Annotated in this window: 23 protein-coding genes; 5 read left to right on the plus strand and 18 right to left on the minus strand. The window is 64.9% G+C overall.

Annotated elements, in window-relative coordinates; all coding sequences use genetic code 11:
* Positions 1–27: 27 nt before the first annotated feature.
* The 9 genes from NVS32_RS09575 to relB form a co-directional block, all read right to left on the minus strand.
* Positions 28–663: an L-threonylcarbamoyladenylate synthase gene (locus NVS32_RS09575; protein ID WP_118110859.1), complete on the minus strand. Its 636-nt coding sequence runs from the start codon at positions 661–663 to the stop codon at positions 28–30.
* Between the two features lie 189 nt (positions 664–852).
* Complete coding sequence (locus tag NVS32_RS09580) at positions 853–1,905, minus strand: N5-glutamine methyltransferase family protein (protein ID WP_258499618.1); 1,053 nt, start codon at positions 1,903–1,905, stop codon at positions 853–855.
* Positions 1,906–1,913: 8 nt separating this feature from the next.
* Positions 1,914–2,981 carry a peptide chain release factor 1 gene (gene prfA / locus NVS32_RS09585; RefSeq protein WP_117652038.1) on the minus strand — a complete coding sequence of 356 codons (1,068 nt, stop codon included), beginning with the start codon at positions 2,979–2,981 and terminating at the stop codon, positions 1,914–1,916.
* 161 nt (positions 2,982–3,142) lie between these two features.
* On the minus strand, positions 3,143–5,029 hold the full coding sequence (locus tag NVS32_RS09590; RefSeq protein WP_258499619.1) for a hypothetical protein: 1,887 nt from the start codon (positions 5,027–5,029) through the stop codon (positions 3,143–3,145).
* Complete coding sequence (locus NVS32_RS09595) at positions 5,016–5,906, minus strand: ABC transporter ATP-binding protein (protein ID WP_032110002.1); 891 nt, start codon at positions 5,904–5,906, stop codon at positions 5,016–5,018. The genes NVS32_RS09590 and NVS32_RS09595 overlap by 14 nt, the downstream gene beginning before the upstream one ends.
* Positions 5,906–6,265, minus strand: a complete 360-nt coding sequence (locus NVS32_RS09600) for a GntR family transcriptional regulator (protein WP_032110003.1) — start codon at positions 6,263–6,265, stop codon at positions 5,906–5,908. Before NVS32_RS09600 ends, NVS32_RS09595 begins: the two co-directional genes overlap by 1 nt.
* Positions 6,266–6,454: 189 nt before the next feature.
* Complete coding sequence (locus NVS32_RS09605; RefSeq protein WP_258499620.1) at positions 6,455–7,867, minus strand: NAD(P)/FAD-dependent oxidoreductase; 1,413 nt, start codon at positions 7,865–7,867, stop codon at positions 6,455–6,457.
* A gap of 261 nt (positions 7,868–8,128) precedes the next feature.
* Positions 8,129–8,416, minus strand: coding sequence for a type II toxin-antitoxin system RelE family toxin (locus NVS32_RS09610; protein ID WP_117652033.1), 288 nt, complete (start codon positions 8,414–8,416; stop codon positions 8,129–8,131).
* Positions 8,413–8,640: a type II toxin-antitoxin system RelB family antitoxin gene (relB, locus tag NVS32_RS09615; RefSeq protein ID WP_059052429.1), complete on the minus strand. Its 228-nt coding sequence runs from the start codon at positions 8,638–8,640 to the stop codon at positions 8,413–8,415. The genes NVS32_RS09610 and relB overlap by 4 nt, the downstream gene beginning before the upstream one ends.
* A 218-nt stretch (positions 8,641–8,858) precedes the next feature.
* On the opposite strand from relB, the gene NVS32_RS09620 reads away from it, so the two are divergent.
* The gene (locus NVS32_RS09620) at positions 8,859–9,722 is read left to right on the plus strand and encodes a trigger factor (protein WP_258499621.1); all 864 of its coding nucleotides are present in this window, start codon (positions 8,859–8,861) and stop codon (positions 9,720–9,722) included.
* A gap of 84 nt (positions 9,723–9,806) precedes the next feature.
* On the opposite strand, the gene rpmE is transcribed toward NVS32_RS09620, so the two are convergent.
* Positions 9,807–10,235 carry a 50S ribosomal protein L31 gene (gene rpmE / locus NVS32_RS09625; protein ID WP_258499622.1) on the minus strand — a complete coding sequence of 143 codons (429 nt, stop codon included), beginning with the start codon at positions 10,233–10,235 and terminating at the stop codon, positions 9,807–9,809.
* Positions 10,236–10,930: 695 nt separating this feature from the next.
* Between rpmE and NVS32_RS09630 the strand changes: the two genes are divergently transcribed.
* Entirely contained in the window at positions 10,931–11,710 is a 780-nt protein-coding gene (locus NVS32_RS09630) for a type III pantothenate kinase (protein ID WP_258499623.1), read from the plus strand.
* 49 nt (positions 11,711–11,759) lie between these two features.
* Here NVS32_RS09630 and NVS32_RS09635 read toward each other — a convergent pair whose 3' ends face one another.
* The 3 genes from NVS32_RS09635 to NVS32_RS09645 all read right to left on the minus strand — a co-directional run bounded on the left by NVS32_RS09635 (position 11,760) and on the right by NVS32_RS09645 (position 14,775).
* The gene (locus NVS32_RS09635) at positions 11,760–12,413 is read right to left on the minus strand and encodes a hypothetical protein (protein ID WP_258499624.1); all 654 of its coding nucleotides are present in this window, start codon (positions 12,411–12,413) and stop codon (positions 11,760–11,762) included.
* On the minus strand, positions 12,404–13,840 hold the full coding sequence (gene folK, locus NVS32_RS09640; protein WP_258499677.1) for a 2-amino-4-hydroxy-6-hydroxymethyldihydropteridine diphosphokinase: 1,437 nt from the start codon (positions 13,838–13,840) through the stop codon (positions 12,404–12,406). The genes NVS32_RS09635 and folK overlap by 10 nt, the downstream gene beginning before the upstream one ends.
* Before the next feature lie 191 nt (positions 13,841–14,031).
* Positions 14,032–14,775 (minus strand): NAD-dependent protein deacylase, encoded by a 744-nt coding sequence (locus NVS32_RS09645; protein WP_258499625.1) that lies wholly within the window; start codon positions 14,773–14,775, stop codon positions 14,032–14,034.
* A gap of 65 nt (positions 14,776–14,840) precedes the next feature.
* Here NVS32_RS09645 and NVS32_RS09650 point away from each other — a divergent pair, with 65 nt between their 5' ends.
* Positions 14,841–15,857 (plus strand): patatin-like phospholipase family protein, encoded by a 1,017-nt coding sequence (locus NVS32_RS09650; protein ID WP_258499626.1) that lies wholly within the window; start codon positions 14,841–14,843, stop codon positions 15,855–15,857.
* A 123-nt stretch (positions 15,858–15,980) separates the two neighbouring features.
* Positions 15,981–16,871, plus strand: coding sequence for a patatin-like phospholipase family protein (locus NVS32_RS09655; RefSeq protein ID WP_258499627.1), 891 nt, complete (start codon positions 15,981–15,983; stop codon positions 16,869–16,871).
* Positions 16,872–16,887: 16 nt separating this feature from the next.
* Here NVS32_RS09655 and NVS32_RS09660 read toward each other — a convergent pair whose 3' ends face one another.
* Positions 16,888–17,118, minus strand: a complete 231-nt coding sequence (locus tag NVS32_RS09660) for a hypothetical protein (RefSeq protein ID WP_258499628.1) — start codon at positions 17,116–17,118, stop codon at positions 16,888–16,890.
* Between the two features lie 153 nt (positions 17,119–17,271).
* On the opposite strand from NVS32_RS09660, the gene NVS32_RS09665 reads away from it, so the two are divergent.
* Positions 17,272–18,054: an exodeoxyribonuclease III gene (locus NVS32_RS09665; protein ID WP_258499629.1), complete on the plus strand. Its 783-nt coding sequence runs from the start codon at positions 17,272–17,274 to the stop codon at positions 18,052–18,054.
* A gap of 36 nt (positions 18,055–18,090) precedes the next feature.
* On the opposite strand, the gene feoB is transcribed toward NVS32_RS09665, so the two are convergent.
* From feoB to ftsH, 4 genes are all read right to left on the minus strand, one after another.
* Entirely contained in the window at positions 18,091–20,448 is a 2,358-nt protein-coding gene (feoB, locus tag NVS32_RS09670; protein ID WP_258499630.1) for a ferrous iron transport protein B, read from the minus strand.
* A 117-nt stretch (positions 20,449–20,565) separates the two neighbouring features.
* Positions 20,566–21,624, minus strand: coding sequence for a phosphatase (locus NVS32_RS09675; protein ID WP_258499631.1), 1,059 nt, complete (start codon positions 21,622–21,624; stop codon positions 20,566–20,568).
* Positions 21,625–21,694: 70 nt separating this feature from the next.
* Positions 21,695–22,879, minus strand: coding sequence for a pyridoxal phosphate-dependent aminotransferase (locus NVS32_RS09680; protein ID WP_032110019.1), 1,185 nt, complete (start codon positions 22,877–22,879; stop codon positions 21,695–21,697).
* Complete coding sequence (gene ftsH / locus NVS32_RS09685; RefSeq protein ID WP_042088744.1) at positions 22,869–24,890, minus strand: ATP-dependent zinc metalloprotease FtsH; 2,022 nt, start codon at positions 24,888–24,890, stop codon at positions 22,869–22,871. Before ftsH ends, NVS32_RS09680 begins: the two co-directional genes overlap by 11 nt.
* Positions 24,891–24,928: the final 38 nt, after the last annotated feature.

Genomic DNA, 24,928 nt, shown 5'->3' on the forward strand with positions numbered 1-24,928 from the left:
AACCTTCCGGACCGATATCGAGAGGAACTAGGCCCCGGCTACACGAAGAATGTCCTTCTCGGCAATGGCTCCCTCGCGCAGGACGCGCGGCGCGGCACCCGTGCAGTCAACGATGGTAGAGGCAATTGCCAAGGGTGCAGGGCCTCCGTCGAGCGTAAGGTCAACGGCATCGACTATCTGGGGCTCGACCGAGGCGCCCGAGGTGGCCGAGGGCTCGCCGTGCGTGTTTGCGCTGGTCTGGGCCAGAGGACCCACGCGACGCGCCAGCTCGCGCACAAGCGCCGAGCTGGGGCAGCGAAGCGCCACGGTGCCCGTGGGGGCAAGGTACTCGGCCGGGAAGGCGCCTGTTGCGGTGACCACCAGGGTGAGCGCGCCCGGCCAGTACGTATTCACCAGCGGGAGCGTCCAGGCGGGGACCGACGCTGCATAGCGGGGAAGGTCCTCGGGGTCCGCCACAAACAACGGGAGCGTTTGGGTTGCCGGACGGTTCTTGATCTCAAATATACGCTGGTGAGCTGGGTTGTTTGGCGTCGCCGCACACACGAGACCATAGACGGAATCGGTGGGCGACACAATGACTCCCCCCGCCTCGAGAACCTTGGTCGCGGCGTCAAGCGCCTCTGGGGTAGGACTGTCCTGGCTTACCTGCATCACGCGACCCATGGTTTCTCCTGTTGACGACAATTTGGACCGAAGCCCCTGACGAGGCCCACTAGCACCGAGCCGGCACCTATCAGAAGCTACTCGCATCCACTGAAACTACTAGTACCCGCAAGAAGCAACCGGGCTAAAAGTCGACGTTTTCTGGCTTCCGGGCACCTTAAAATATCCGATTTCAGCCCGACAGCCACGTTACTCCTCGCGGACGGCGACAAGGACGCGCGGACGGTGCGTAAGGTCCTCTCGCACATCGGCACTGGCCCAGCCGCTCTGGGCGCGCACCAGCTCGGCGGCAGTTCCCACGTTGTCCTCGAAAAGCTCGCAGCAGAGCATGCCGCCCGGCAACAACGCGCGCGGCGCCAACTCGAGGATGCGCCGGAAGACGTCCAGGCCGTCCTCTCCCCCATCGAGCGCGAGGCCGGGCTCGTAGCCAATGACCTCCTGCGGGAGCGTGGGCACAACGGCCGAGGGGATGTAGGGCGGATTCGAGACGAGCACCGCGAAGGTCCCCATGAGCTCCGGGTCGACGGCGGAGGCCAGGTCACCTTCCACCACGGTGACTGCGTGCTCGAGCCCCAGCGCGTCACGATTGCGCGTGGCGAGCGCCACCGCCTGGGGCGAGAGATCCGTGGCCACCACGCGGGTGCCGGGGCGCTCGCTCGCAATAGAGAGCGCAATGCAGCCGGTACCGGTGCCAATCTCCAGCACGCGGCAGCCAGGTTCCACCAGCACCGGGGGCTCGGCGGGTGCGGCGGGTTTGGCGCCCTCCTCGACGAGAGCCTCGCCCTTCTCGGCAGAGACGTCGCCAAAAGGCGAGGCGCCCTCGGCATTCTCGTCCGCTGCCTTGTCCTGGGCGGGCTCGGGAACTTCGCCCAGGATTGCAGGAAAGGTAAGCGTGGCCGCATCGACGCCCTCAAGGGCTGCGTCGACCAGAACCTCCGTCTCGGGGCGCGGAATGAGCACCCCGCGCTCGCAGTGCAGCACGATGTGGCGGAAGGGCATCTCGCCGGTCACGTACTGCAGCGGCTCGCCGCGACCACGACGCACCACGGCGTCGTGCATGGCATCAAGCTTGGACGGCGTGAGCGGCTTGTCGAAGTTCATGTAAATCTGGACGCGGGAGAGCCCGGTGACGTCGCTTATCAGCCACTCTGCAGAGAGCCGCGGATGCTCGTCGCCCTTGCGCTCGAGGTACCCGCGCGTCCACTCGAGGATGCGCTTTACGGTCCACGCCTCGTTGGCCATTCCTTGCCTTACACCGCCTGCGCGAGCTTCTCGGCGCGGTCGGCAGCGGCAAGGGCATCGATCACAGTGCCCAGCTGATCGCCGAGAAGCACGCCGTTGTACGTGGAGTTGAAGCCGATGCGGTGGTCCGTGACGCGGTCCTGCGGCTGGTTGTACGTGCGGATCTTCTCGGAGCGGTTGCCATGGCCAATCTGCGAGAGGCGCTCGGCGCCCTGCTCGGCCTGCTGCTTCTCGAGCTCGGCCTCGTAGAGGCGGGCACGCAGCATCTGCATGCAGACCTCGCGGTTCTGGATCTGGGAGCGCTGCTCCTGCGACTGCACCACCGTGTTGGTGGGGATGTGCGTGATGCGCACGGCCGAGTAGGTCGTGTTGACGCCCTGGCCGCCAGGGCCGGACGAGCAGTACGTATCGATGCGCAGGTCCTCGGGCTTAATCTCGATGTCGATCTCGTCGGCCTCGGGCAGCACCGCGACGGTGGCGGTTGAGGTCTGGATGCGGCCCTGGCTCTCGGTCTTGGGCACGCGCTGGACGCGATGGACGCCACTCTCGTACTTCATGACGGAGTAGACCTTCTCGCCCGTGACCTTGAACTCGATGGTCTTGAAGCCGCCCGCCTCGCCGGGGCTCGCGTCGAGGACCTCGGTCTTCCAGCCACGAGACTGGGCAAAGCGCTGGTACATGCTAAAGAGGTCACCGGCAAAGATGGCCGCCTCGTCGCCGCCCACGCCCGCGCGAATCTCGACGATGGTGTCCTTCTCGTCGTTGGGGTCGCCGGGGATGAGCATGTACTTGACGTCTTCTTCAAGGGCGGGAAGCTTGGCCTCGTTATCGGAGATGTCCGCCTGGAGCATCTCCTTTTCCTCGGCGTCAGACGCCTCGTGGAGCATCTCCTTTGCGGCCTCGATGTCATCGAGGGCCTGGAGGTACTCGCGCGCCTTGGCCACGAGGGCGGCCTGGTCGGCGTGTTCCTTTGCGATGCGCGCGTACTCCTTGGGGTCGGAGACGACGGCCGGGTCGACCATCTTCTGCTCCAGCTCCTCGTACGCGGCAATGATCTTCTCGAGCTTGTCGCGCATGGCAGTTCTCCTTGCAGGTGGGCCGCGGCGCACGGCGGGCGCACGGTGACGCGGCATGATTAGTCAGCATTGCAAAGTCTACCACCGCAGGGGTGTTTCGATTCAGGCGGGCACGCCCCACACGCGCGGCGCACATGAGACAAAGGGACTGTCCCTTTGTCTCATCGCGCGACGAACTCGTAGCCGTAGCGGGAGCGCAGCCAGGCAACGGTATGAGGCGTAGCGCCCTCGCTGAGGTAGATGGTCGTGCCAACGGAGTCCTCGTCGGGCGTCGCTGAGGAGAGGCTCACACTCGCAAGGTACGGGGTATCCACCGTTGCCCCCAAAGAGTTGCTCGTGGTTGTCGAATACTGATACGTGCCAGCGGAGTCATACAAGCTGGTCGTCAGCTGATACAACAGCATCGCGCACGCCGCACCATGCTCGTCAATGTCCTGGTTGAGCGCATTGCGGAGGGCAGCGTAGTCCGCAGGCAAGATCTCCTCGCTGCGCCAGGGAGCGTCCTCCTGGGAATCTGGCGCGTATTCCTCATAGGCAATCGTCACAGACGACAGGCCTGCGTCGAGAAGGACCGCGTCAACCTGGGAGCGGAGCGCCTCCTCGGTTGCAGGGTCGCGGGCGAAATCCATGAGTGCCTGAGCAGCCTTACTGCCAGCACTTGGCTCGCCGTCACTGTTGAGGGGAATGGCGTACTGGCGAGAAATACTGGTACCGTCCTTCATCTGGTACGAAATCATCTCTGAGTAGATGTTTGATGGCACTGGCTCGTCGCCGGAGCAGGGGGAGCCCATCAGTGTGCTGTGCAGCTGGGTCACGCGCTCCACGCCCTTCTCGTCTTCGAAGGGTACGGAGACGCAGGAGACGGCTGCGCGTTGGACGTCTACGGGGTTGGGCACGTAGGCTGCAGCATCTGCGGCAGAGCCCACGCAGGCAATGCTCGCCACAAGGGCGACGCCTGTTGTTGCCGCGAGAGCCGGAACGCGTTTGCGCAGGGCTTTGACGCCGTGGCCCATGATGGCCTCGAGAATCGCAAAGGCCAGCGCCGAGAAGACCACGGGCAAGACGCATGCCAGCTGGGGAGAGACGCCATAGAGCACCGCGGCCATCCGTGCGGGGATGCCATAGCGGTTCGAAAGCAACCACGAAAGCACAAGCTCCGCGGCAGCAAGCCCAATGAGTATGCTGACCAGCGCGTTCACCACGGTTCGCACGGTGGCGCTCACGTATGCGTCGCCCGCTCGCTCAAGGTTGCGACGTGAGAAGGCCAGCATCGCCAGCACCGCGCAAGCAAGGCCCACGATTGCATAGATGACAAGGGCTTGCGTCAGGGCAGCTTCAAGATTGGAAACGGGGAAGGGAAAGGCAGTTGCCCAGGAGGAGACGAGCTGCACAAGGCGTATGAGCGGGCTTGCCCAAAGTTCTGCGACGGACGCCAACGACACCGATGGTGCAACGAGACTGTAGAGGGCCTCCGCGAACTGCCGCGCAGCAAACGCGTAGAAGTTGACGAGGAGGTAGCACAGCAGCGCAAAGACCGGCCTGCCCGCAAGCTGCACGCACAGGGCATCGATGCCGCCAAAGGTCACGATGACCAGGGCGTGTCCTGCCATCCAGGGAAGAATCGCTGCCGCGTCCCGTCCAAAGCCGAGCGCCGCGGCAAAGACAAGGCCGGCGATGCCCACGGCAACAAGGAGCGGAATCACGCCGGCAAGGACGGTCGCAAGGAAGATGGACCTTCTCCGCAGCGGAATCATGCCGTAGAGCTGCACCGCCCTGCGGTCGTACATCCAGGAGAACACGCAGCCAACCGCCGCAAACGAGACGACCGCCGAGAGCACCACGACAGCCATGCCAGACTGCGCAAGCTCATACGCGGGATCTGCGGGCGGTGTTGGCCCGGCAATTCTCAGCGCCAACGGAACAAGCCAGAACAGCCAGACGATGAGGTAGCCCACCCCAAGGTACAGGCACCGCTGGCAGGTGTCGAGAAAGAGCCCGAGCGCCGGCGAGGGAGCGCGGCGCCCCTCCTGCATCTCACATGATGCCATCGTCATCGCCTCCAAGCTCGCAGATGAACCGCTCCTCCAAGGAGAGCGGCAGGACCTCGAGGTAGGACGGGTGCAGGGCGGCAAGCGTCTCTCGCACCTCGCCCGCGCTTCCGCGCACAAGCAACGTGAGTACGCGACCTTCGTTGGATTGTTGGATTACGCTGAGGCCAGCGGGCAGGACTGCGCCCTCGGGCAGGACAACCTGCACCTTTGCGACGCCCTCCGAGGGCTGGGAGAGGTCGACCTCCTCGCGCATGGTGCCCTTGTCCATGATGCCCAGATGGTCGCAGACGCCCTCGAGCTCGCGCAGGTTGTGGCTGGTCACGAGCACCGTGAGGCCGCGTTCCGCAACGTCGTCGAGCACCAGGCGCCACATGCGCCTTCTGGCGAGAGGATCGATGCCGTCCATGGGCTCGTCGAGCAGCAGGACGTCCGCGCGGATGGAGAGCGCTAGCCAGATGGCCGCCTGTGCCCGCATGCCTCGGCTGAGTTTGCGAAGCGGCTTTGTGTGGTCGATCTCGAAGTGCTTCTCCAGTTCGAAGTAGCGCGCGAGGTCAAAGCCGGGAAACACCGCGCGGTAGAAGTCCGCCATGCCGTCCGCGCTCTCGGAGCCAATGAAGTAGGGCTCGCTGGGAACGCAGGCGATACGTGCCTTGACGCTGGGGTTCTCGAAGACCTTCTCGCCCAAGACAAAGACGTCGCCGGAAGTGGGACGCATGACGCCGCATAGGTGAGAGACGAGCGTGGACTTCCCACAGCCGTTTGGCCCCACAAGCCCAAAGACCGCGCCCGCGGGAACGGTGAGACTCACCCCGTCGAGTGCAGGCGTGCCGTCGAAGACCTTCCGCAGGTTTCTGACCTCAATGGCCGATGCCATCACCCCTCGCCTCCCCCAACTCTTCGCCCAAGCTCCTCGGGCGTCATGCCCAGGGACTCGAGCTCTTGGACAAGCTGGTCAAACTGCTCCAGAAGCTCGCGCCGGCGCGCCTCCGCGGCGCCCGACACGTCTGCGACAAAGCTCCCCTTGCCCCGCACGGAGGAGATGCAGCCCTCCTGCTCAAGCTCGCGATAGGCGCGCTGGATGGTGTTGGGGTTCACGGCAAGGCGGGACGAGAGCTCACGCACAGAGGGAAGCTGCTCTCCAGGGACGAGCACGCCCGCAAGGATCTGCTGTCGGTAGGCGTCGCGCACCTGCTCGTAGATGGGACGCGGGTCTTGGTAGCTTATCTGGATCACGGCACCTCCCATCCCTTGGGTGAGCGGCCGGGCCTGCCGCCGGGCACTCGTGCTGCTAGCGGCGATTATCCGTGCTAACTGTACTAGTTAGTTTAATACAGTTAAGGCAGAGAAAAACACCGCCACGCTGCCCGCCGGCAGACGGTAGCAACGTGGCGGCGAATGAGACAAAGGGACAGTCCCTTTGTCTCATCGGTCGGCGAGCTTCTCGCCCATGAGCAGGCCCATCACCGAGGCCATCATGAGGCCGCGGGTCCAGCCGGAGGAGTCGCCCAGGCAGTGGAGGTGCTGGACGTTGGTATCGAAGTTCTCGTCCATCTGGACGCGGTTGCTGTAGAACTTGACCTCGGGCGCGTAGAGCAACGTCTCGTAGGAGGCAAAGCCCGGAACCACGCGGTCGACGGCCTTGATGAACTCGATGATCTCGACCATGGGGCGCATGGGCATGGCGGCGGTGATGTCGCCGGCCTCAGCGTCGGGGAGCGTGGGCACCACGTTGGACTGCGCAAGCTCCTTGGGCCAAGTGCGCTTGCCGTCGAGAATGTCACCAAAGCGCTGCACAAGGATGTGGCCGGCGCCCAGCATGTTGATGAGCTCGCTTACGCGCTGCGCGTAAGCAATGGGCTGGTTGAAGGGGTGCTTGAAGTTAAGCGTGCAGAGCACCGCCACGTTGGTGTTGGGGCTCTTGCGGTCCTTGTACGAGTGGCCGTTCACCACTGCCAGGCCACCGTCGTAGTTCTCCTGGCTCACAAAGCCGCCGGGGTTCTGGCAGAAGGTGCGCACCTTGTTCTTATACGGATTGGGATAACCGATGAGCTTTGACTCGTAGAGCACGTCGTTCACGCGCTCCATGACCTCGTTGCGCACCTCCACGCGAACGCCCACGTCAACGGGGCCTGCCACGTGTCCAATACCGTGCTCCTCGCACATGGAGTCGAACCAGCTTGCACCACGACGACCCGTGGCGACGATCGTCTCTCCGGCAACGACGCGCGTCTCGCCGTCACGGTTGCGCACCACGAGGCCGCTGCACACGCCATCCTCGATCACGACCTCCTCGCACTCGGTCTCGAAGAGGATGTTCACGCCGGCGTCAAGCAAGTGCTTCTCGATGCGCGCGTAGAGCTCCTGGGCCTTCTCGGTGCCAAGGTGGCGGATGGGGCAGTCCACGAGCTTGAGGCCCGCGCTAATGGCGCGGCGGCGAATCTCCGCAACCTCATCGGCGTGGCCGAGGCCCTCGACGTGCGGGTCGGCGCCAAAGTCGAGATACATCTGGTCGACGCGGTCGATGGTGTCCTGCGCAAACTGATGGCCGATGAGCTCGGGCAGGTCGCCGCCCACCTCGCGCGAGAGCGAGAGCTTGCCGTCCGAGAAGGCGCCGGCGCCCGAGAAGCCCGTGGTGATGCGGCACGGCTGGCAGTGGATGCAGTGGCCCACCTTGGCCTTGGGGCAACTGCGCTTCTCGACAGGCAGTCCCTTCTCGACGATGGTGATGGAGCGCGTGTCTCCCTTGCCGATAAGGCCCAGCGCAGTGAAGATGCCGGCCGGACCAGCACCGACGATTGCGACGTCCGTGCGGATGGTGGTAGTTGTGTCTGCCATGTTCCCCTTGTTCCTCTCCGCAAGGGGCCCGTACCGCGGGCGCATCCCTTGCGTGCTCATTTTGCCTCATTTGGGGGCTGGAGTCTTTGATGCAGCACGATCCGGCAGGCCTCGGTTTCACCCAGCAGCTCCGCCCTTACAAAAGTCAAGCTTCGCACCAATCGGCCTTCCACCGAGAAGCCCTAGTGCCTAGTAAATGGTTGGCACGCTATTACCCAAACGAGCCGGAGGCCATACTCAACCAGACGCGGCCCCGGCTTGTCATATTTCCTTAGGCAGATTCTTGTATACACCCTGCCTATGTCCCACCCGAACAACCTCAATAAGCAGCTTTCCTTCGTTGATTGTCGCAAGAATCCTGTAGCTACCAACCCTGTATCTCCAGCCATTCTTCGTTCCCTTGAGCGCCTTGGAACCAGGAATTGCTTTGGGATTCTCACAACTTGTGAGATTGTCATCGACCCATTTGAGAATCATTAACCGTTGTTTTTTCTCGATGGAAAGCAGCTCTTTTGTCGCGGCGCGAGACCACTCGACCTCGTAGCTCATTCGGCTTCCATGGCCATGCGCTTGACTTCATCCATCGAGTAGCGCATGCCATCGTCCGCGGCCAGAGCGTCCTCGTATGCCTGGCGGTCAGCAGCGTCCTCGACCATCTCAAGCGCCGCCTCGCGCACCACATCGGAGAACGTCCTGCCAACAAAGTCGGCGTATGCCTGAATCCAAGACTTCTCCTCCGGCTCGAAACGGATGGTTGTTGCCTCCATTGCCATTTTCGTTCTCCTCCAATCGTATTTCCTTGTAATACGATTATACCCAGTCGTACTCCGCTAAAACGTGAGCTTTAGCTGAGACGAATGAGCCGATTGTGCCAACTGGGGAATTGGTACCGGAGGACGCTCTCCGCTCTCGCGCAGAGACGCTAGAAAGTTGGGCATACTGGCCAGAAGTCAGCCGCGCGCATGAGCCAGTCGCGCAGTCAGGAGGATTCATGGCCATCCAGAAGCCCGAGCCGCTTGTAATCGGGAACAAGGCGTTCTACACCCTTACCTCGTACGGGCCGGTAGACGTGGAGGTGCACGTTGTGCGCACCACAGACGAGGAGGTCGAGCTTGCTATCCAGACGCTGGTACGCGAGGCGGGCGGCACCGAGAAGGACCTCGCAGACCCGGCGTGGGTCGCAAGCCACTTTGACGGCATCGAGAACGAGCAGCGCCTGCGCGAGCAGACCCGCGCATATCTCAGCTCGCTGAGCGAGGACTCCGCCGAGGAGCAGAAGGCCAACGCGTGTCTCGACGCGCTCGCCGAGCGCCTGTGCCAGTCGGTGCCGGCCGCACAGGTGTCGCAGGTGAAAGATGCGCTGTTCCAGGACATTGCGCAGCAAATCGCCACGACCGGCCAGCCGGTAGAGGCGGTTCTCGCGCAGATGGGCATGCGACCCGACCAGCTGGATTCGATGCTCCAGTGCGAGGCCGTGAAGGAGGCCGAGCACGAGGCGGCGCTCGACGCCTATGCAAGCGAGAAGAAGATCAAGGTCGACGAGACCGAGCTTCCGCACCTGCTGCAGCTCTCCCCCACCGACGCGCAGGCGCTCATCGCGCGCGCGAAGGCGGCGGGCCAGATGGACCAGCTTCTCGACGCCGCCCGACGCACCAAGGCCCTCGAAGCCGTGGTGTCCGAGTGCAACTGCACCTACGTGCAGGAGTCCGAGGCCGAGGCCAAGAAGCGACTGGGTGAAATGGCAGCGGTCATGCAGCACCGAGAGGAGCTGGCGCGCAAGGCGGCCAGCGCGGCCGAGAAGGACAGCTCTACTGGCAGCGGCGCAAACGGCGGCTCCGGGCTCAAGCTCGTGTAGCGCGCCCGCACTGGCAACGGCAACGCAACGGGGAGGCCGACCGAAGTCGACCTCCCCGTTCTCGTGCTGCTCTGTAAGCGAGTGCTACTCGGCTGCGGGAGCCTCGGAAGCGGCCTCGGGCTCTGCGGGAGCCTCGGCGGCCTTCGCGGCAGCCTTGGCAGCCTCTGCCTCGGCCTTCTTGGCGTACTCAGCGGCACGCTTGGCCTTCTCGGCAGCCTTGGCCTCCTTGGCGGCCTTGCGAGCAGCCTCGAGCTCCGCGGCCTTGGCGGCCTTGGCGGCCTTGGCGGCCTTCTCGGCATCGAGCCTGGCCTGCGCGGCGCCGCCGAACTTGTTGGCGAAGCGCTGGACGCGGCCGCCGGTGTCGACGAGCTTCTGCTGGCCGGTGTAGAACGGGTGGCACTTGTCGCAGAGGTCGATGACAAGCTCGGGCTTAGTGGAACGCGTCTTGAACGTGTTCCCGCAGGTGCAGCGGACGGTGCACTCCACGTAGTTAGGATGAATTCCTTGCTTCATTGCAGGACTCCTTTTGTCGGTCCTGGTTTCCGACCAGGACAGGGGTGGTGATGTCTTGGCGCGGATTGCTCCGTCCAAGACGGTCAAGCTCTCGGAGTATAGCAAATCGAGTGTCGATGGTGTGTGGAGAATCGCTGGCCACGATAGGACACGGAGGGGGACGGAGTAGCAACGGACCGGGCTTCTCGTCCTTCTCGCCCCTCGTCGTTGCACCTCGCGCCACTCTAGCGCGAACATTATCGCTATTTCTTATTTTGGGCTGACGTTTTCCCAGTTCACCGGCATTAGTTTTAAGAAATGGCGATATTCTTCGCGAGATAGAAGGATGCGCGGCGCGGTGGATGTACCCGGAGAGAGACAACCGTCCAGTCCCACAGCCCATCAAACCCCATCCCTCCATCGCTGCCCCAAAAGTGAACACGATTTCAATTCACACTGCTGTCGCGACGGCATTTGCCCAAATGCCGTCCGTCACCCATTGAAATCGTGTTCACTTTTCAAGGGGGCTGCCGCTTGGGTTATCGAGAGGCCAGCCGGATAGCTTTTCGGGAGCCGACGGTGCGGGCCGCAAGCAGACTGAGGCTCGACGTGCAGACCGGGGCTCCGTGTGTTCTAATGGCTTTCGAGCGCAAGCGCATCGCACGCCGAGAAGTGCACACCGCCGCGCCAGTCACTCTCACCAGGGAAGGACGCCCATGTTTCTCGCGATTGACGTTGGCAACACCCAGACCACGCTCGGCCTCTTTGACGAGGACGGCAACGTGGCCCACGGCTGGCGCATGGCGACGAGCCACACGGACACTTCCGACATGATCGACGCCCGCCTGCACGGCTACTTCAACAAGGACGGCCTTGACCAGGCGCGCGTCACGGCCGCGGGCATCGCGTGCGTGGTGCCCGTGCTCACGCGCGCCTGGTACAAGTGCCTGCTCGACCGCACGGGCGCAGAGCCGCTGGTCGTGACCCCGCAGACGGACTCCGGCATGCGCATCGACATGCCCGACCCCACCCAGGTGGGCGCCGACCGCATCGCCAACGCCGTGGCCGCGCGCCTCACCTACGGTGCGCCCGTCATCGTGGTGGACTTTGGTACGGCAACCAACATCGACGTCGTTGACGCCACGGGCGCCTATCGCGGCGGCGCCATTTCCCCCGGCCTCATGCTCTCGGCGGCGGCGCTCTTCTCGCGCGCGGCGAAGCTCTCAAGCGTGCCAATCCAAGCCCCGGCCCATGCGCTGGGTGGGACGACCGAGACCGCCGTGCAGTCCGGCATCGTCATTGGCGCGGCAGCGCAGGCAGAGGGCCTTGTCGCCCGCATCAAGCGTGAGCTGGGCATACCTAACGCACCCGTGGTGGGAACCGGTGGCCTCGCGCGTACCGTGAGCGCAGCAACGGATCTTTTCTCCGCCGTGGACCCCGACCTCACGTTGCGAGGCATCCGCGAGATCTGGCTGCACCAGCAGGGGCAGCGATAACGAGAAGCCCACGCCAAGGCGGGCCCTAGCGCCTGCGAGAGGCCCGCCCCTACTTCACCGCGCGGATGGACGCCTGCTCGGGCGAGACCTCGACCTCGCCACCAAGCTCGTTTCTCACCGTGGCGCGCCCCCACACGTCGACGCCCGCAAGGGTGCCCCGCATGGCCACGCGACCGTTGGGATACACCAGCTCGACGGGCTTGCCCATGAGCGCCACACGATCGAAGTAGTCCGAGAGGACCGGCGCAAGCGGACCCGCCACGGCACGGCCGGCACCCACGGCACCCGACCACGCGTCCACGCGGGCGAGAATGGCACCGCATACGGCGACTGCGACCTGCTCGTCTGCAGGTAGCGAGTCCGCGTGCGCGCCGCCCACGACGTCGAACGAGAGCGAGCACACCACGAACATGCCCTCGGCGTACCCAGCGCTGGTTCGCACGCGCGCAACCAGGCCCGCACCGTCCTCGCGCACCACGTCCGCCGGCCAGCCAACGCCCACGCCGGCAACGCCCAGCTGCTCAAGCCCCTCGCAGGCGCCAAGCGCCGCAACGTAGGGCACGCCAGAGAGGCTCCCCATGCCCACCTGAGGCCGCAGCACGCAGGCAAGCTCAAGCTCCCCCTCCTCGCGATGCGAGAAGAGCTCGCCGTGCGGCGCACCCTCGCGCGCACGCTCCATGGCCCGCTCGGCAGCTACTCCCATACGATCTCCCCAAGGTCATCCATCACGTGGCCAACGCGGTCGTCCGGATCAACCACATTGACGCCGGAGTGGCGCAGGAAGCGCACGGGGTCGTGCATGAGGTCCTCCATGGGCACCAGCACAAAGTCGCGCTCGCCAAGGCCCGGGTGCGGCAGCGTGAGGCGCTTGCCCGCGTGGGTCTCGCCCTCGACCCACACTAGGTCACAGTCGATGGTGCGCGGGCCGTGGCCAGCCTCCTCCGGGTTGCGCTCGCGGCCCAGGGCGTCCTCCACGGCAAGCAGCTGTCCCATGAGCACCAGGGGGTGCAGCTCGGTGCGAATCTCGGCCACGGCGTCCGCAACCGGCGTCTTTATGCCGTAGGCAGGCTCCGTCTCGTACGCATGGCTCACCGAGACCACGCAGGTAAGCGGGATGTCGTCGATCATCTGCACTGCACGGGTGATGTTGGCGAGACGGTCGCCCACGTTTGACCCAAGCGCCACAAAGCCCTGACGGGAGTCCTTGTGCGAGACGGCCCAGAACGCGTTCACTGCCTGCGCCGTGCCGGCAACGTCATGAACGCGTAGGATGCGCGCACCGTTCTGGATGGAGGAGATGCAGATGCCGTACGTGGCGGGGTCCATCTGGCCCGGCTGCGCGGCGCCGGCAATGGCGCCCACGAAGCTCCTGCGCGAGACGGCCGCAAGCAGCGGGTAGCCCATCGATGCCATAGAGCGCGTAGCACGCTGGATCACCACGTCCTCATCGGCAAACTTGTCAAAGCCCGCGCCCGGGTCAAGGCAGATGCGGTCGTGTGTGACGCCCGCGCGCATGAGGGTGCGCGCCTGGTCGCCGAGAAAGCCCATCACCTGGCGCATGATGGGGGCCTCGTCCGGCAGCGTGAAGCGGTGCTGCGAGGTCATGGGGCGAGGCGCGGCCGAACGCGTGGGGCGCGAGTCGTCGAGAAGAACCTCGCGGCGCGGCGTATGCGAGCCAAGCCCCGCATGCTCCCAGTGCATGACCACGCAGCCGCAGTCGGTCTCGGCGGCAACCTGCACCATGTCCGGATTGGTGAAGCCGGTTGCGTCATTCACGATCGAGGCCCCAAGGCGCACGCACATCTTGGCAACGTCCGGATGGCTTGTGTTCACCGAGACAATCGCGCCCTCGGCGACCAGCGCGCGAATCACGGGCACCACGCGCTCGGCCTCCTCGTTGGAGGCAAGCGGCTCCTGGCCAGGGGCAACGGGCGCGGCGCCCACATCGATGATGTCTGCGCCCTCGTCGAGCATCTCGAGTCCGCGCTCGGCGGCTGCCCTGGTGTCGATGCCGCCCTTGCCGTCCGGAAAGGCCTCTGGGGTCACGTCGAGAATGCCCATGATGCGCGGGCGCGCGAGCGAGAGCTCGTGCGAGCCGACGAGCCAAGTTGCGTAGTTCTCTCGGAGCACAGGCATCGACCTCCCGTTGACGGCGCCGCGCGAGAGCGCGACGGGGGCGGCACGCGCCGCCCCGCATTCAGGATATTGTAGCGTGTGGCTTTGGCCCCTTGCGGACGGCCGGGCCGAGAGGGAAATAACCCCACCAGCGGCAGCGCGGCCGTGTGACGGAGCGCAACTGGCACCAGAGCGCACCGGGCGCCCTAGAAGTCGAACGCCTTGGCAATGTCGCAGGCGCACACCAGACTAGCAGCGCCATCCTGCGGGGTTGGCTGCTTGTTCACAATTACGAGGTCGTCGCCCTGGAAGTACTGCACGAGGCCTGCCGCGGGATACACCACGAGCGAGGTGCCGCCCACGATGAGCATGTCGCAGGACTGGATTGCCTCGGCGGCGCCCACGAGGGTCTTCTCGTCCAGGGACTCTCCATAAAGAACGACGTCCGGCTTGATGCGGCCGCCGCACTCCTCGCAATGCGGCACACCTGTGGTGCCCATGATCCACTCGGCCGAGTACACGTGCCCGCAGCGCTGGCACACGTTGCGGTGCACCGAGCCGTGCAGCTCGTAGACGCGCTTGGAGCCCGCCGCCTGGTGCAGGCCGTCGATGTTCTGCGTGACCACGGCGGTGAGCTTGCCCTCGCGCTCCAGCTCGGCCAGCTTGTAGTGCGCCTGGTTGGGCTTTGCCCCCAGGGCGATCATCCGCGTGCGGTAGAAGTCGAAGAACTCCTCGGTGTGGGTGAGGTAGAACTCGTGGCTCAGCATCTCCTCAGGCGGGTACTTGAACTTCTGATGATAGAGGCCGTCCTCGCTCCGGAAATCTGGGATGCCGCTAGCCGTCGAGACCCCCGCGCCGCCAAAGAACACGACGCTCTTGGCACGTCCGATTCTCTCGGCAAGCTCCTGCGCCGCCTCTGACGCGTCCGAGACCACCCTCGCACCAGCCATGCGTACCCCCTCGACGAATGGGTAGAAGAATAGTTCCGATGCTAGCACCGAGAGGAGTGGTTTCCATGACCGACCAGCCACAACGCAAGGATGACACTGCCGAGCGCGCGGCCGAGAAGCCCCAGGCCACCCAGCCCGAGAGCGCCACCGTAGAGGTAAAGGAGACGACGCCGGAGCCCGCTGCCCCGCTTGCGCCACTCGAGAACAACGTCCACGACGTCGCCCTGGTTATCGAGGGCGGTGCCATGCGCGCAAGCTACGTCTCGGGCCTGGTGAACGTCCTTCTCGAGCAGGGCATCTTCATTGACTACGTCTGCGGCATCTCCGCAGGTGCGACCGTCGCCACCAACTACGTCTCGCGCGACATGGCGCGCACCAAGCGCTCGTTCGTGGACTTTGCGGCCAACCCCCAGATGGGCGGTGTTAAGTCGTTCCTCCACAAGCATGGCTTCTTCAACGCCGACTACGACTACCTGAGATGCATCGAGGATGGCTCGATGCCCTTCGACTGGGAGACCTTCCAGGCCAACCCGGCACGCGTGCGCATCCAGGCGTTCCAGCGCGACACCGGGCGCACCGTTGTGTGGGGACGCGACCACATGCATACGCTCGAGGACCTCATGGCGTGCGTGCGGGCAAGCTCCACCATGCCGGGCATCATGAAGCCCATCGAGATAGACGGCCAGGTCATGCTCGACGGGTCGCTGGGCGCAGGTGCCGGCCTTCCCAACCACATCGCCGAGGACGATGGCTTCGAGAAGCTCTTTGTCATCACGTCTCGCCCCGCGGGGTACCGTAAGGGCGAGCTCTCGGCCGTCAAGCGGCGCGGCATCATCCGCGTGATGAAGAATCATCCCTACGCGAGAAACGCCATGCTCACGCGGCCCGAGCGCTACAACGAGGAGCTTGCGCACCTGGAGGAGCTGGAGAAGTCCGGCCGCGCGCTGGTGGTGAGGCCGCGCGAGATGCCTGTCTCGCGCACCACGCGCGACGTCAAGGAGCTTGAGCACGCCTACCTGCTTGGGCACGAGCAGGGCATTGCCGAACTGCCGCGCTGGCGCGAGTTCCTGTTTGGCGAGTAGGGCGCGGGGCCGTGCTTTCCGGCCTGGGCGAGGGTCTTCTCGCCCGTGACTACGGGCTTCTCGCCCGACTGCCTTTGGCCTCCCCTATAATCCAGACGATAAAACGTCTTACGGGAGGCCCTGGTGGAGCTTGAGAGCAACGTCTTTGATTGCGCGCTGTGTTTTGAGGGAGGCGGCTACCGCGCCAGCTACACCGCGGGATTTGCCAACGTCCTGCTCGAGAATGGCGTGTACTTTGATTTTGTGTGCGGGATCTCGGCGGGCGCCAGCCACACGGTGGACTACCTGAGCCGCGATCAGGCACGTGTGCGCGACGCGTTTATCGCCCTGGCCGACCAGCGACCCAAGGCGGGCGGCGTGCGCTCGATGCTCATGGGGCACGGTTACTTCAACGCGGACTATGACTACGTGGGCGCGGCGCTCGAGGGCTACATGCCCTTTGACTTTGGGACCTTTGCGGCCAACCCCGCGCGACTGGCCATCCAGAGCTTCGAGGCAGGCACAGGCAAGTCCGTGGTTTGGGACAGGTCTGTCATGGGCGCGGCCATCCCCATGATGGAGCACGTGCGCGCCAGCTCGACCCTCCCCGGCGTCATGAAGCCCATCGAGGTCGACGGCCACGTGATGTACGACGGCGGCCTGGGCGAGGGCGCGGGGCTCCCCACGCACATGGCAGAGGACGCGGGCTTCGAGCGCCTGGTCATGGTGTGCACACGGCCGGCAGGCTACCGCAAGGTGGCGCCCACAAACCGCGAACTGAGGGTCTACCACGTAATCTCGCACGGCAACGAGGCCGTTGAGGCTGCGCTTGCCACGCGCTGGCAGCGATACAACGACGCGATGGATCACCTGGAGCGCCTCGAGCGCGAGGGGCGTGCATGGGTCTTCAGGCCGGACGTGATGCCCGTGCGCTCCACCACCATCGACAAGCCCAAGCTCGAGGAGTCCTACGCCATGGGACACGAGCAGGCCGAGAGGGACTTCCCGCGCATGATGGAGTGGCTCCGCGGGTAGCAGGGCGGGATCGACGCTAGGCGTCCTCCGCGCCGACGAGCGCGAGCAGCTCCTTCTCGAGCAGCTCCGCATCCGAACTGCAAGTGGCGTCATCCGCTTTGGCAGCGCTGGTATCCAGTCCCAGACGAGCACAGGCAGCCGAGAAGAGACTCTTTCCTTGGTCGAGGAGGTTCTCGCTTGCGTCCGCATCTCTCAATGGTCCACCCATGTAGGTGTCAGCCTGCGTGAATGCTGCGATATTTGGCATGCGCCACCTCCCTGCCTTGCACTTATCAGGCAGTGTATCACGTTGCGCTGCACCAGCCGCACTGCCCATATGTGCTACGCTCTGAGAAGCATTTACGCTAACAGACAGCCCCGCGCGGTCACGCGCCACGCGCATTGAAAAAGAGGACACATCATGGCAGACACCACTCGCAGCCTGCGCTTTGTATCATGGAACGTCAACGGCCTGCGCGCCGTGCTCAAGAAGGAGCCCAGCTTCACCCAGATCTTTGACACGCTTGGTGCAGACGTCTTTGCCGTCCAGGAGACCAAGCTTCATGAAGGCCAGGTCGAGCTTGACCTCCCCGGCTACCACCAGTACTGGAGCTACGCCGAGCGCAAGGGCTACTCGGGAACGGCCGTCTTCACGCGAGAGGAGCCGCTGCAGGTGGTGCGCAAGATCGGCTCGCCCGTGGCGGACGACGAGGGTCGCGTGTGCGCGCTCGAGTTCCCCAATCTGTGGTTTGTCGACGTGTACACCCCCAACTCCAAGAACGGCCTTGCGCGCCTGGACGAGCGCATGGAGTGGGACGCGCGCTACCGCGACTTCCTGGCCGAGCTTGCCCGCGACAAGCCGGTTGTGACCTGCGGCGACTTTAACGTGGCGCACGAGGAGATCGACCTTGCCCGCCCGGACGACAACCACGAGAACGCGGGCTTCTCGGACGCCGAGCGCGAGAGCTTCACCAAGCTACTGGAGAGCGGGCTCGTCGACACGTTCCGCGAGCGCCACCCCGACCTCGCCGGCGCATACAGCTGGTGGAGCTATCGCATGCGCGCCCGCGAGCGGGGCATTGGCTGGCGCATCGACTACTTCCTGGTTTCTCCGCAGCTTATGCCCAAGGTGACCGGCACGGCCATCCTCGACAACGTGTACGGCTCGGACCACTGCCCCATCGAGCTCGAGCTGGAGCTGTAGGGCAGGATCTGGCGATGTCGCGCCAGGCCCAGCCCCCTACGCCAGACCCAGCAGCAGCCCAATCGCGTGCACGATGAACGCGACCACCCACGCTACGCCGCACTGGAGCAGCACCACGTACAGCGCGTAGCGGCCGTTGAGCTCGTTGCGCACCGCGGTGATAGCCGCCACGCACGGCGTGTAGAGCAGCACGAACACCAGGAACACGAAGGCCGTGAACGGGGTGAAGAGCGTTGCCAGCGCCTCGGGCGTATCGCCCACAAGCACGGTGAGCGTGGCCACAACGGACTCCTTGGCGGCAAACCCGGTCACCAGGGCCGTGGAGGCGCGCCAGTCGCCAAACCCCAGCGGCGCGAAGATGGGCGAGATGGCCGATCCCATGATGGCCAGCAGGCTTTGCGACTGGTCGGCAACCATGTTGAGGCGCACATCAAAGGTCTGTAGGAACCAGATGGCCACGCTTGCCAAAAAGATGATCGTGAACGCCCTGGTAAGGAAGTCCTTGGCCTTGTCCCAAGCCAGACGCAGCGTGGTGCCGGCACTGGGCATGCGGTAGTTCGGGAGCTCCATCACAAACGGCACTGGCTCGCCCTTGAACGCCGTATGCTTCAGGACCAGCGCCACCAGCACGCCCACGACCATGCCAATCACGTAGAGCGAGACCATCACGAGCGGTGCGCCCTTGGAGAATAACGCAGCGCACAAGAGCGTGTAGACGGGCAGCTTGGCCGAGCAGCTCATGAACGGCGTGAGCATGATGGTCATCTTGCGGTCGTGCTCGGAGGGCAGGGTGCGCGTGGCCATGATGGCAGGCACCGAGCAGCCAAAGCCCACAAGCATGGGGACAAAGCTCCTGCCCGAAAGGCCGATCTTTCTCAGCAGCTTGTCCATCACAAAGGCAACGCGGGCCATGTAGCCGGAGTCCTCGAGGATCGACAGCAGGATGAACAGCGTCACGATGATGGGCAAGAAGGAGATGACCGTCCCCACGCCGGTTATCACGCCGTCGATGACCAGCGAGTGAATCACGGGGTTCACGTCGGCGGCGGTGAGCGCAGAGTCGATGGCATCGGAGGCGGCACTCACCCCCGTGGCCATAAGATCCGAAAGGTTGCCGCCAACGAGGTCGAACGTAAGCCAGAACACCACGATCATGATGCCAATGAAGCACGGGATGGCCGTGAAGCGCCCCGTAAGCACGCGGTCGATGCGGGCAGAGCGCTCGTGCTCGCGGCTCTCCTGCGGCTTCTTGACGCAGCGGGCGCAGATGGCCTCGATGAACGAGAAGCGCATGTCGGCGAGAGCCGCAAGGCGGTCGGAGCCGGACTCCTCCTCCATCTGGGAGATGATGTGCTCCACGGCATCGAGCTCGTTCTTCTCGAGGCCAAGCGCCTTGATCACCAGCTCGTCGCCCTCGATGAGCTTGGTCGCGGCGTAGCGGTCGGGCAGGCCAGCGCGCTCGGCGTGATCGGAGACAAGCTCTCCAATGGCGTGGATGCAGCGGTGCACGGCGCCGCCGTCGGGGCCGTCCGGCCGGCAGAAGTCGATGCGCCCCGGGCGCTCGCGGTAGCGGGCCACGTGGATGGCGTGCTCCACCAGCTCGTCTACGCCCTCGTCCTTGGCGGCCGAGATGGGCACCACCGGCACGCCCAGGAAGGACTCCAGGGCGTTCACGTCCACGGAGCCGCCGTTCTCAGTGACCTCGTCCATCATGTTGAGTGCGATGACCATGGGAACGTCCAGCTCCATGAGCTGCGTGGTGAGGTAGAGGTTGCGCTCGATGTTGGTAGCGTCAACAATGTCGATGATCGCATCGGGCTTGGAGTCGATGATGAACTGGCGGCTCACGACCTCCTCGCCCGTGTAGGGCGAGAGCGAGTAGATGCCCGGCAGGTCTGTGACCGTGGCCTCTGGATGGCTGCGCATCTGGCCGTCCTTGCGATCCACGGTGACGCCAGGGAAGTTGCCCACGTGCTGGTTTGAGCCCGTGAGCTGGTTGAAGAGGGTGGTCTTGCCGCAGTTCTGGTTGCCGGCGAGGGCAAACGCGAGGGGTTCGCCCGCTGGCACCACCCCACCCGCCGCACGGGGGTGCAGCTTGCTCTCGCCAATGGCCGGGTGCTTCGTCACGCCCGAGGCCACCTGCAGGCGGACCTTCTCGTGCGCGTCATGGACGTTCTCAAGCGAGATCTGTGCTGCGTCCGCCGCGCGAATGGTGAGCTCGTAGCCGCGCAGGCGAATCTCAAGCGGGTCCCCCATGGGCGCGTACTTGACCATGGTGACCTCGGTACCCGGCGTGAGGCCCATATCAAAGATGTGCTGGCGCAGGGACTTTTCCTCGCAGTCCACCGAGCTGACGATGGCGTCCTTGCCAATCTCGAGCGTGTCGAGTGTCATGTCTCTCCTTGCGATGGCCACCGGACGCAGGCGCCGCGCGGCCGATTGGGGCATTCAGTCTGTTTAGGCTAACTCTACCCCGTTTAGAGAGTGCATGCACTGTCGAGAAGGCCTTATCTACTCTGCCATGGGGCCGATCACGGACTCGACAACGCCGGCGAAGGTGTCGGCGTCGCGGCAGGCCACGAGCTCCTGGGGGAAATGCACCTCGTCGAGCAGGGCGTCTGCGGCCTCGTGGTGGCCAACGAGCGAGGAGACATGCGCATCCGAGCCAAACGAGATGCTCACGCCGAGCTCCGCGCAGCGCTCGACAATCTGGCGGCAGCGCTTGTAGGAGCCCGCGCGCTTCTGCGCAATAAGGCTCGACTCGTTGACCTCGATGAGCTTGCTGTGCTCCTTCACGGCGCCAAGCACCGTGTCTATATCAAAGTCTAGGCCGGTGCGGCCAATGTGGCCCAGGATAAGCACCTTGGGGTCTTCAAGAACGCGCAGGTACATGCGCGTGACCTGCTCGCGCGAGGCACCCTCGGTGAAGTCCTTGTTGTGGACGCTCGCAATCACATAGTCGCACTGCTCAAAGGCCATCTTCTTGAGGTTGTGCGGACGGCGGTACGCGCTGCCGTTGATACCCTTCTCGAAGAAGATGTCATGCCCAAAGATGTCGCCGTCGAGGTCGATGATGTCCGCCTCGCATCCGCGAAGCAGGCGCACCCCATGCCACCTGCGCGGCCACGCCCACAGGTTGAGAAAGTACTGCCAGTCCTGAACGGTCTGCTGGGCAAACAGCATCCTTGAGTAATGGTCCGTGACGCCGAGAAGCTCCATCCCCTGGGCGGCCGCGGCGCGCACGTCCTCCTCGAGCGTCGAGTACGCGTGGCGCGAGAAGAGCGTGTGACAGTGCGTGTCGCAGAGGATCTGCCTGCCGGAGACGGGCCGGGGCGCCACGGGGGCAGCGGCCTGCGCGGTTGCCGGCGCCGGCGCGGCAGCGTTCGGGCGGACAAGGCCAAACGACGTTCGGGGCGAGGCTTGGTAGGCGTCACAAGCGGCGCTGTCCTTCTCGACCGCACGCATCTTCTCGCCAGGGCGCTCGCACACGTTGCGCGTGCGCACGATGCCCGTGCGCTCCCCAAAGAAGATGCAGCCTCCGCAGGTGTTTCCAGACGTGCGAGACGCCATGCCTTTCCCCTCCCGGCAGATTTGACCGAGCGGGCGCACACCCAACGTGGGAGCGCGCCCGCCGCGGCGTTTACTTGTAGCTCTCGGCCAGCTTCTTCCACGCGGGCATCGAGTTCACGATGGTCTCGTAGCTCACGCAGTAGCCAATGCGCACCCAGCCCGTGCAGCCAAAGCTGTCGGACGGAACGGGCAGCAGCTCGAGGGCCTTCGCGCGCTCGAAGAAGGCGTTGGCGTCGGGCTCCAGGGCCTTGACCCACAGGTAGAAGGCACCCTGCGGCTCGATGTAGTGGTAGCCAAGCTCGGAGAGGCCACGGGTGAGCGCCTCGCGGTTGCGCGTGTAGGCCTCGACGTCCGACGGCACGTCGCAGCAGTCCGCAACCACGCGCTGGAAGAGCGCGGGCGCGCAGACAAAGCCCAGCGAGCGGCCGGCACCGGCGATTGCGTAGACCAGGCGGTCGTGGTCGGGGTTGGTGGGCGGCACCAGCACCCAGCCAATGCGCTCGCCGGGAAGCGAGAGGCTCTTGGAGTACGAGTAGCACACCAGCGTGCGGTCGTAGATTGCCGGGACCCAGGGCACCTCCACGCCGTAGGAAATCTCACGGTAGGGCTCGTCGGCCACGAGGTAGATGGCCGTGCCAAGGGCGTCCTCGCGCTCGTGCAGGACGTCCGCAAGCGCGGCGAGGTTCTGCGCCGAGTAGACCGAGCCAACGGGGTTGTTGGGCGAGTTGATCACCACGGCCTTGGTGCGTGGCGTGACGGCGACACGCACGGCTTCGGTGTCGATCTGGAAGGTCTCCGAATCCGCCATGACCTCGATGCAGGTGGCGCCGGCGGTCTCGATCCACACGCGGTACTCGGGGAAGTACGGGGCAATCACGATGACCTCGTCGCCGGGGTTGACCACCGCGTGGAAGCTGATGGAGAGCGACGCCGCCGCACCGCAGGTGAGGTAGAGGTCGTCGGCGGCAGCGGTGTTCTCGCCATAGCGGCGGCAGAGCGACGCGGCGAGCTTCTCGCGAACAAAGGTCAGGCCAGCGGCCGGGGTGTAGCTGTGGAGCTGCGTGGGCGGCAGCTGGAGCGAGCGCTCGATGGACTCGCGGACCGCGTCCGGCGAGGGGATCGACGGGTTGCCCAGGCTGAAGTCAAAGACGTTCTCAGCGCCAATCTGCGCCTTGCGCGCGGCGCCGTAGGCGGCAATCTCGCGGATGGACGACTTGGACGCCCCGTAGGCGTAGTTCTTCTCGTTAATCGTCATTGGTGTTCCTCTCTGTGGGGTCTTGCTCGGGGGCGTCGGGCGCGGGGGCGTCGGACTCGGTGGCCGCACCATCCGCGGGCTTCTCGGCCTTCTCGGGATGCTTTGCCAGGTACTCGTCCCACGTGCCGTCAAGCAGCGCGTTCACGGCCTCGCCCTCGACGGTCTCGCGCTGGAGCAGGACCTCGGCCATGGTCTCCATCTGGGCGCGACGCGCCTCCAGGACCTCGCGGGCGCGGGCGTGGGCCTCGCGCATGATGTGCTCGACCTCGTCGTCGATGCGCTTTGCGGTCTCGGCCGCGTAGTCGTTGTGCTGGGCGTAGTCGCGGCCAAGGAAGACCTCGTGCTGCGCCTCGCCAAAGACCTGCGTGCCCAGTTCCTCGCTCATACCGTAGCGCGTGACCATCTCGCGGGCCAGCTTGGTGGCGCGCTCGAGGTCGTTGCTCGCGCCGGTGGTGATATCGTCGCAGAAGAGCTCCTCGGCCGTGCGGCCGGCGAGCAGCACGGCAATCTGGTCGAGCATGCCGTCGCGCGTCTCGAGGAAGTGGTCCTCCTCGGGCATCTGCATGGTGTAGCCCAGTGCCTGGCCACGGCTCACAATCGAGATCTTGTGCACCGGGTCGGAGTTCTCGAGCACGTGGCCGACAAGCGCGTGGCCGCTCTCGTGGAACGCTATGACGCGGCGCTCCTTCTCGGTGATCACGCGGCTCTTGCGCTCGGGGCCGGCAATCACGCGCTCCATGGCCTCCTCGACCTCGTCCTGGCCGATCTTCTCCTTGTGCCTGCGCGCGGCGAGAAGTGCGGACTCGTTCATGAGGTTTGCGAGGTCTGCGCCGGTGAAGCCCGGCGTGATCTTGGCGATTGCGGCAAAGTCCACCGTGCTGTCAAAGGGCTTGTTGCGCGCGTGAACGCGCAGGATCTTCTCGCGCCCCTTGACGTCCGGGCGGTCCACGGTCACGCGGCGGTCAAAGCGGCCGGGACGCAGCAGCGCCGGGTCGAGGATGTCCGGGCGGTTGGTTGCGGCAATGAGGATGACGGCCGAGTTGTCCTCGAAGCCGTCCATCTCTACCAGCAGCTGGTTCAGGGTCTGCTCGCGCTCGTCGTGGCCACCGCCCAGGCCGGCTCCGCGCTGGCGTCCCACGGCGTCGATCTCGTCGATGAAGATGATGCAGGGCGCGGCTGCCTTGGCCTGCTTGAAGAGGTCGCGCACGCGGCTTGCGCCCACGCCCACGAACATCTCCACGAAGTCAGAGCCGGATATCGAGAAGAACGGCACGCCCGCCTCGCCTGCCACGGCCTTGGCAAGCAGCGTCTTGCCCGTGCCCGGAGGGCCCACGAGAAGCACGCCGTGCGGGATCTTGGCGCCCATCTTCTGGTAGCGCTCGGGCTCGCGCAGGAAGTCGCGGACCTCCTTGAGCTCCTCTACCGCCTCGTCGATGCCCGCCACATCGGAGAACTTGACCTTGGGGCGCTCCTCCTCGGTGGTCTGCGCCTTGGTCTTGGCGAAGTCCATCGTGCGGCCGTTCTGCTCGCTCATGCGGCGCATGTAGTACACAAAGACGCCCACGAGAAGCAGCGTGGGCACAACCGAGAGCAGGATGGTCTCCCAGGCGCTGCCGTCCGAGGTGTCGATGGTGAACGACGTCTCGGAGTGCTTGGCCATGAGCTCTTCCAGCGAGTCCGCTCCCACGTAGTAGCTCTTGAACTTCTGGAGCTTGGACTTGTCGCCCAAGTCGTCCTCGCTCGTCCAGTAGTCACCCGAGATGCTGCCGTCCGAGGTCTTGAACGTCACCGAGCTCACGCGGTCATCCTTGACCGCGGTCACGAACTCGTTGGTTGCCAGCGTGTCCACGGTGTCCGAGGAGGAAAGCGGGCTCTGGCCGGTGGAGAAGGCCAAATACGCCACGATCGCCACAATGATGAGCAGCGTTACCAGGAAGCTGCGCTGGTTCTGCGGACCGCGGTTGTCACCTCCCGGTGTGGGGAGCTTGTCGAGCGGGTTGTTGTCTGACACGAAAACGTCTCCTTGCGATTGCTTTCCGAGGCCGGGGC

It is taken from the genome of Tractidigestivibacter montrealensis (assembly GCF_024741235.1).
In the GTDB taxonomy this organism is placed as follows: domain Bacteria; phylum Actinomycetota; class Coriobacteriia; order Coriobacteriales; family Atopobiaceae; genus Tractidigestivibacter; species Tractidigestivibacter montrealensis.